The following is a 9,450-nucleotide window of genomic DNA, read 5'->3' on the forward strand; positions in this document are numbered from 1 at the left end:
CCTTCAATACAGATCTCATCGCCGCCGGTTGTCGCGTAATCGAAGCCAATTTGAATTTGAGTAGCCCCACTCAGGTTACCGATCTTCACATCGCCACCTGTGGCGGTGATCACCACACGCAGGCTGCTCATACTTTCAAAGCCAGTTAGCGCATCGTTAACATAAAGACCACCGCTGTATACACCGGTATCTGCTTGTACCAGACCCGAGTTTGCAATACCGACTGCAGGACTGAAGTCCTCGCGATCGATCGACAAGGTGTAGTCTTCAGCGCTCTCGTTGCCATCAGCATCAATGACTGAGAAGTCGAGTGAGGTTGCAGCATTTGTACTCGCTGGTGTGTAAGTCAGTTTGCCATCGTTAATGTCAGCCACACTGATGCTGTCATTTTGAGATACTACTGTACCATCAAGCTCAAGCGTTCCCGCTGCAGGCAGCGCAGTAATTTTGATTGACGCCTGCGCATCGCTGCTTGGATCGGCGTAATCACCGAAGTCCGCCAGTGTCAGGGTCTGTGCGACAAAGTTGGTGCCGTCATGGCTGCGACCGATAACGATCTGGCTATCGTTGCTGATCGGATCAATATGATCGAGATCGAAGGTTGCCAGCTTGTTGATGGCGGTGTTTGCAGGTGTAACCAGTGCTTCGATCGCAGAGATGCTATCGCTGTAGCTACCGGAAGCTATCTGCGCTACCTGGTAGTTCATCGCCGCTGCGTTATCGTCATCAGCACCGTTGATACCCGCTGCCACATAGTCTGCACCCACTGGCGCCTGATTGTTGGCAGGATCATCATTGTACTCAGCGATAATCGCGCGCGAGATAAACGCTTGGATCTTATCCACTGAGTTCAGTGCATCGCGGTCCAAGGTGTCGGACACTTCATAACCCGGCAGACGATCCAGCACACCGCTCATGCTGCTGCCATCGACACGCAATAGCCCTGCATTGGTGAAGTCAGCCAGGCTGAAGTCCGCTTTAACCACGCCATTTTCGGTCAGCATGTAGTCGACGAACTTCATCAGCGACAGCATATTGGCGCCGTAAGCGTCGATCGCCGCCTGTTGGCTGGTGGCGTCATCGGCATCGAACAGGTTGTTCGGTGCATCGTCGGTGTGACCAACGCTATCTTTGGCAAAGATCGCGTTCACGAACGGCAGGTGCTGCGCTGTGATCGCATTGTCGTTTGGATCGACAAGGCCTGCGTTGGTGTAGTCCTGCACCTCAGGAGCAAAGTAGAGCTTCTCAGCAACGGCGCTACCGCCAGTGACCATTGAGTTAGCATCAATGTAGTGCAGCGTACCTTCATAGCCCTGTGGCACGGTCAGTACGGCAGAGGCACCCGCTTGACCAGCGGTGCCCGTGGTAACCAAGGTAACACCGGCTGGCAGACCGCCAGAGCCATCAGCGTTGATACTAAAGGCCAGATCGGTACCGGCCATCGAAGCCTGTGACAGATCGAAGGTGTAAGTACCCGGTTTCAGATCCAGTGTTGGCGCTTCTGTGCCATCAATGAAGAAGGCGTTGCCACCAGCATCTGCTCGCACATCTGTGTAGAGCGCATAACTCTCGCTAACCGCTGGCCACTGACCATCTTGATCGGCGTAGTAAGCGATCTTCTCAGCCGCAACATTCGCGACCAATGCCTGCACCTCTTCAAGTGTGTCAGCATTGAGGTACTTAATACCGCTGTCAGCCAGTTTATTCAGTACAGCCTCGAGGTTGTTGTAACCGCTCGCTGATGTAGACGTACCTGTCCCTACAGAGAGGTCAGTTCCGTCAGCTACACCGCTGATACCCGCCGCTTCAAAGTCAGCGACGGTGAGGTGATCGTAACCGTTGGCATCGCCGGTATCGGCATCGCCATCAAGGTCGATCGCGCCATCTGCTTCAGCGTAGTTGGCGATCTTCGCCATCGCGGCGAGCATGGCCGCTGCACCATCGATAACCTGCTGCTGTTCAGCTTGGTCATCGGCATCGCCTGCAGCGGTTAGGCTACCGGCAAAGAGTTCGTTCAGTGCAGGCACCATCGCTTCAGTGATCGCGCTGTCGTCGTAGCTTACCAGATCCGCGTTGAGGTAATCCTGCAGGATCGGTGCAGCACCGTTGCCGCCATCAGTATCGGTCCAGGCTTTGATCTTCTCGATCGCCACCTGTTTCACGAAGGCCTGCAGTTCTGGGGTGGTATCCACCGCTAGACCGTTGCTGCTAGAACCCATCGCTGCCAACTTAGTCAGCAGCGCTGGAATGTTGTTGTTATCCGCCACACCGCTTGCGCCACAGAGCGCAAAGTCGGCCGCGGTTGGGATCAGCGAGCTATCTGCTGGAGTTAGCACATTCGCTTCGGCGTAGGCGACGATCTTCGCAAACGCGCCTAAGCGATCCGCTGCGCCATCGATGACTGCCTGTACTTCAGTGCGGGTTGAGGCTGGGTCATCACCCTCATCAGCACCCACAAGGGCTGCGGCAAAGAGTTCGTTGATGGTCGCGATGTTCGTCGCATCGATGGAAACGCGCGTACTGTTGCCCGCATCATAGTCGACTACACCGATAAAGCTGTAGTCTTGGACAGTCGGTATATCGTCTGTATCTGTTGGTGACGTGGTACCATCCGCATCAAAATCAGACGCACCATCGGCGTTCGCGTAGGCTTCGATCTTCGCCAGTGCATTGCGTGACTCCTCCACGCGTGCCGCAAGATCAGTCGCCAGGTTAGTGACATCAGACAGATCATCTGCGGTCAGAGCCAAGCGAGCATTCAGCATCGCCACCTCTTCGGCATCAGCCGCCGTCACACCCAAGAGTGCCCACTGCTCAATAGTCAGACCCTCAGTGCCATCGCTATCGGGGCTGTTGCCCTGGATCAGATCGATCAGATCAGAAGTAGCGTTAGCCAGCGCCTGCAGACCCGATACAGTCGTGATATCACCGCTTCCCAGATCACTTGCGACGATCTCTTGCAGGTAAGCTAGCTGTTCAGCCTGATTCGCGTTATCCGCTTTCAGTGTCACACCCAGGTCGGTAAAGTCAGCCGCATCCAGCGTGATACCGCTGCCATCGGCACGCAGATCCAGAATGTGGTTGTAGCTATCCACCACCTCTTGGATTGAGGCAGCAGTATCCAGTGTATTCGTAGTATTGATCAGCGCATCGTTGATCGAGCTGAGGTTGTCGGTATCAACCCCATCGATGCCCATTGCCGCATAATCAGCCTCGTCAATGCCGGTAAGGTCATCGGTCGATGCAGCAGTGAGAATGTCACTGTGTGCTGCAATCGCAGCGTCGATCAGCTGTTTTAGGGCTGCGTAATCTTTCACATCAGACTCATCGGTCTGATCGCTCAATACGCGCTGGATGGCATCCAGGTTGTCATCGGTCGCACCGACAAAGCCCAGCGTATGCAGCTGCTCTTTAGAGACAACCGTAGTGTGTGTCGCATCATCGTCTGAAGTGCGCAGCGTGTTGGCAAACACCGCATCGATCGCATCCACGATGTCCTGCGTCTCTGCCACAGTATCAACTTCTGAGTAACCCAGACTCGCAATCACGCCAGAGGTGAGTTCTGCCACAGCCGCTTCAGTGCCAGCTTCTAGCTCGACACCGATATTAGTCAGATCGGCCACGTCAATGGTGCCGCTGTCGTTGGTCGCGGTCTCAAGGATGGTGTTGTAGCTGTCTACTACCTCTTGCACGCTTTCGGCAGTAGTGAGGCTGTTATCGGTATTGATCAACGCATCGTTGATTGCTGCGAGGTTACCGTCGTTGGTGTCATCACCATCAGATAGGTCGCCGCTAACACCGTCGATACCCATGTTGGTGTAGTCGGTGGTGTCGATATCGGTCAGATCATCAGTTGTTGCCGCTGCAAGAATATCGGCATGCGCATTTACAGCATTGTCGATCAACTGTTTCAGATCCGCGTACGACTTCACGTCAGACTCATCGCTCTGATCGCTCAGCACGCGCTGGATCGCATCCAGGTTATCATCGGTTGCGCCATCAAAGCCAAGTGTATGTAGCTCGTCTTTTGACACAACTGTAGTGTTCTCAGTGTCTGTATCAGACGTACGCAGGGTATTCGCAAACACCGAGTTGATCGCATCGATCTTCGCCTGTACGTCGCTGACGCTTGACACATCCGCCGTACCGAAGGTCGCAATGATGCCGCTGGCTAGTTCCGCCACGGCCTCTTCGGTACCCGCTTCAAGCGTGACACCAATGTTAGTCAGATCGACCACCTCAATGGTGCCCGCATCATCCTGTGCGGTTGCCAAAATATCGCTGTAGCTATCCACCACCGCTTGAATCGCTTCAAGGCTGACAATGTCATTCGGGGTATTGGACAGCGCGTCTTTAACGGCCGCTGCCATCTCATCGCCGGTCATCGACCCGATATTTACATCGGTCACACCATCGATACCCATGTTCTGGAAGCTGTCGGCATCGACCTCAGCCAAGGCTGCAGTAACTGCCGCTGCACGCGCATCGGCATCTGCATGGGTTGTATCTTGAGCAGTTGCAGTGAGACCCACGATCGCATCGAAGGCATCCGAAGCAGTGTTAAGAACCGCTTTCAGATCCGCGTAGTTAACGATGGCGTCGCTGCCCTCGCCTTCAGACTGATCCAGCAGGACTTTCTGCAAGGCGCTCAGTCGACTATTGGCGGACTCATCCTGTAACAGGTCTCCAAAGCCCAGCGCAGTCAGGTCTGCATCGCTAACAGCCACAGGCGTAGCTGTGCCGTCGACATCCACGGTTTCACCGTTGGCACGGGCAAGGACGTTCTCAACGCTAGTCACAAAGCTCTCGAGCTTCGCTACCGAGTTGATCATGTCTGCTTGTTGTTCGGCTGCAGTCGCACCGTCAGTAATATCTGTTTTAGCTGCGGCAACTTCACGCAGGGCGCCCTGCAACAGCGTGGTCTGGTCTTCAGCACGCGCAGCATCGCTGCTCAGGTTACTAACACCAATGTTGTTTAGATCTTCAATCAGATCGACAGGGGTCGGTTGTTCTGTTTCGGCATACACGGTATCGAATACCGCGTTGTAGCTATCCACAACGGTTTCGATCTGGGTAAAGAGGTCACCCTCGCCCTCAAAGCGATCACGTACGGTGCTCAGGGCATCTTGTACCGCGCTGAGGTTGTCATCGGCCACGCCTTCTACTGACATATCAGCGAAGTCCTGCACCGACGGCAATGCCGCAGGGGTATCACCCTGCTCGCTGGCAAAGGCTTTCACCGTATCCGACGCATCGGTCACACGGTTCACCAGTGCTTCCACCAGTGATACCTGACGCAGATCGTTGAGACCGATCGATTCATACTCACCGGTTGGGTTTCCATCGGCATCGACGGTTGGAATCACCGCCAGTTTAGGATCGCCATTGGCATCCAGCACCTGCACGCCGTCCTCATCGAGCACCGGCTCGTAGCGCAGTGAAGTGTTGTTGATCGCAATGCTGGCAGTAAAGGTGGCTGTCCAGTTAATACCGTCAACAGTACTCCAGATCGGTGCACCCTCTACCCCTTCCGTGCTCAGGTCACCACCCACCAGGGCCAGGACATCATCGGGCACCTGTCCCACACGAGTTGGGAAACTCAGCGTAACGGTAGTGTCATCACCGGCAGCCAGTGTCTGGTCAGCAAAGGTGATGCTCGGCTCAGATTTAATCTGCGCCAGGTTCTCAGCCAGTGCTTTGTTAATCGCGCGCAGTTTAGAGTCATCGACATTCTGGATATCGAGTGACTGCAACTCTGCCGTGCTGATACCCGCATCACCATCGGTGCTGCTGGTCGCGTCCACTGAGGTCTCAGTGGTCTGTTCATAGTCACGGTTCAGGGACAGGGTGTCGCTGATCGTACCGACCTGCTTCCAGGTGGCTACCAAACTATCACCGGCATCATTAACCGCTAGGGTAAATGGCAGGTCTGCATACGCCGGAGCGGCTTGCGCATCGGCCAGTAGATCAGTAATCAGATCGCCTTCAGCAGCGGTCAGATCAAGGTTGACACCACCAAACGATAGACGGATTTGTCCTGGGGAAACGGCAAAGCCGTTTTCGACAGCGGCACCGTCCACCGCAATGCTTTGAACCGCAAAATTAGCGATATCACCGGCCACATCGATGGTTGAATCGATCGGAGCGGCAGAAAGTGTCTCAGTCAGTGTTGAAATAGCACTCGACTCTGGCTGTGGGCCAAAGGCTTTGTAGCTAATTTCAACGCTATTACCATCAGCGCTCAGCGCGACGGTGTAGTTCTTATCGGCGTAACCGGACTCAGCACGGATCGCATCGACAATGTCCAATACGCTTGGGTTCGCGACACCTGACAGATCAACGTCAACGGCGTCACCGCCAAGGTTCAGCGCAAACTGACCAGGAGCAACGGAACCGTCTGCGGATAGCACTAAACTCTGGCGTTCGGCTACTAAACTGCCTGAAAGAGCCGCCGCATCAAAAGCGGCAATCGCCTCCAGATTGTTAACGGCATTCGCAATGGTCTGAATTTCAGAGCGCGTATCGACTGCCTCATCTTCATAGCGCTCAGTCAGGCGATCGAGCACCTGATCCATAAAGGTGACTTCGGTGTCGCTATCAACTAGATCGCTCGCGGTACCGATGATGAACTCGTTGCGTGAATTATCTTCGGCGGCGTTACCCACCAAGTCTGAAGTTGCTGCATCGACCTGGAAGACCGCTGTCTCGCTCTCTTCAGAGAAAGTAGGTACCGGCGTGTAATCTGGGTCCGCTTCAGCAGCAGCCAATTCAGCGACGGAGATCGCCTGAGTCAGGTCAAACGACCAGTCAAACGCCCAAGTATCGCCGATCTCGTCGTAGACGATGTTCTCAAGGCTCAAGCCCGCTGGGAGCTCGGCATCTTCATCGCCCAAGAATGTGCTTTCGACCTTGTACTTGAAGCGCTCGTCAGCACTGTTGTTGATCAGGATGAAGAAGTCATCACCCGCGTTAAGACCCTCAATGGCACCGGACACCTCAAATGGAGTCTCGGCAGTTGGAGCCTCAACCGTCGTTTCAGGTGGAATGATATCGACCTGTAACAATACCGGTGCCGTGAAGTCAGATTCACTCGGCGCTGTAACCGGGTTACCCTCGATATCAACCGCATCCGGTTTGATCACTGCCGTGCGGATGGGTACCTCTTTCGAGTCCATCTGCAGCGCAATAGCATCGATACTGACAGGAACAGTAACTGCTCCATCTTCTGCGACGTCGTCAGCTGTGACAACGTATTCGATTAGATTCGGTTCGCCAGTCGCGGTGTTAACACCCCACTGAACAAACACGGTATCACCTTCAGCTGCGCCTTTAACGGGCACGCGCGTCTCTTTCGCTTCATCGAGGTTAATACCGTAGCTGTTACCCGCTGCGGACTCGATGTAGGAGACATCGATAAGGCCCGTGTTAACGCCTGAATCATTAAGCTCTACGCTCTGATCAACAACTTCAGGATCTGCAGTAACCGCTGCAGTCTCAATCGACTTGAGCGTATCCGCCAGTTTGTCAGCGCCGGACTGTGTAATTGCAATCGCGGTGCTCTTGCCCAGGCTGGCAACTTTAATGTCAGCCGCAAGGTCAGTGATCGTGTTGGTGAGTGAACCTGTGGCGCTGTCACGCGCAGACAGCATCGCCAGCACCTGGCCGTACTTCTCAGAGGAGTCGATACCATCGGTAGCGTCGAAGTCGGTCACATCAGCGCCCGTCTGTGCTTCAACGGTCGCTGAATTCACAACGGTTGCCGCGGTTTTGATAATGTCATCGATACCGAAGATACGACCGATACCGCTGTTAAATTCGTTTACCTTAGCTGGATCGAGCGAAGTCGAACCTTCGGATGCCATTGTTTCGGTCAGTTTAGTGACTGCCAACTCGGTAACAGGTGATACCGTGACTTTCACTTCGCCCGGCTCGGTGATATTGAAGACCGCACGCATGATGCTTGGAGTCACACCGTCGGAGAGTGACACACCCTGGCCGGTAAATTCGTCGATATAATCAGCTGTATCGTCGTAATCAATCAGCTCAACCATAACTGGACCGCGGTAACCACCGGGATAAGCCTCGGTTGGAGATACGCGTACAGTCGCTTGACCAGTGGCAGCATCAAGCGTGACGTTTGCTACTAGTTCATTGCCATCGGCATCGAGTACAACCACAACGGAATCATCTTGAATAAAGAGACCCGCAACCGGCGTTGCAGTAAGATCAAACGACTGAGTATCCACGCGCTGAGTCGCCACAATGGTCGCATCCATCGGCTCGTTCTGTGCGAAGTCGACGAACTTCTCGGTATTGAGTCCTACATGCAGATCGGCATAAGTACGGTCTGGGGTTGTCACATCGACAGTAAACTTGGTCAGATCCAGCGTGCCATCTTCGTTGCTCTCGAAGCGGAAGTTAGTCGCCACTAGACCGTCATTTACGTCTGACAGCAGATCGCCATCGCCATCCACACGCACGTGAATAGCAGGATCAACCTCTTCGAGGGTGACACTGAAGTAGCTCAGGATCTCCGCCTGATTGTCCGCCACGATCTGCTCAATGGTGGCGGTATCCGCTGGATCAATGCTTGGATCAACGCCCGCAACAGTGGCCAGCAGCAGATCCATCATCTCGTTAAATTCGAAGGTGTAGCTGAGCGTCTCGAGGGTGCGAACAATGTCCTCACCATCCGCGTTTTCGGTAAAGCTATCACTCGTACCTACAGACTCTGGGCCATGGGTATCCACCACCGCCGTAGTGTAGTTGCGACGGTCAGTGACCATCTCAACGAGTGCAGGGTTACCTGCATCATCGGTGAGTACGGCGCCCTGCTCGGCAAGACCCAGGACTTCAAGATCGGTGGTATTGATATCGTCTGCGGATACGGTGTACTCAAAGCGCAGCGTATCGGTGCCATCGCCCTCCACATAGGTGGCGAGCTGACCGTTGCTCAGTGCCAGTACTGGACTGCCATCGATCGCTTCAGAGGTATCGACATTGATCACATCATCAAATTTCACTTCGAAGGCGATGGTGGTGCCGGCGCTGTAGTAACCGTCGTTGGTTGCGTCAACAGTGGCGCCAGTATCGTTAATAGCTACTGTCTCAACAATGCTAACCGTCTCAACAATCGGTGCATCGGTATCCACTTCAACCTGAGGCTTCACATGGCCTGCAACAATCGCATTGTTGAAGCTATCGGCGATCAGTGCGTTACCCGCAGCATCGGTGATTAGCCCGTCATTGAAGCTGACAGACGCAACCGTCAATGAGTCTGTCGACAGATCATCATCCTGCACGTCGTAGCGGAACAGAAGTGTGTTCGAACCGGTACCCGATACGTAGGTCGCGGTGCCGCCGTTTTCGAGCAGAAGCGTTGGACGCCCTTCAGTGGTGTCCACATTGAGCCACTCTGAAGCGGTCAATTTAATCCAGATCACATCACCG

The 9,450-nt window shown here is 54.3% G+C and carries 1 protein-coding gene; it reads right to left on the minus strand.

Annotation, left to right across the window (positions count from 1 at the left end; translation table 11 throughout):
* On the minus strand, positions 1-9,450 hold a 9,450-nt coding region (locus tag XMG59_RS11850), incomplete at both ends, for a hypothetical protein (protein ID WP_173498793.1).

It is taken from the genome of Marinobacterium sp. xm-g-59, from assembly GCF_013283315.1.
Classification (GTDB): domain Bacteria; phylum Pseudomonadota; class Gammaproteobacteria; order Pseudomonadales; family Balneatricaceae; genus Marinobacterium_E.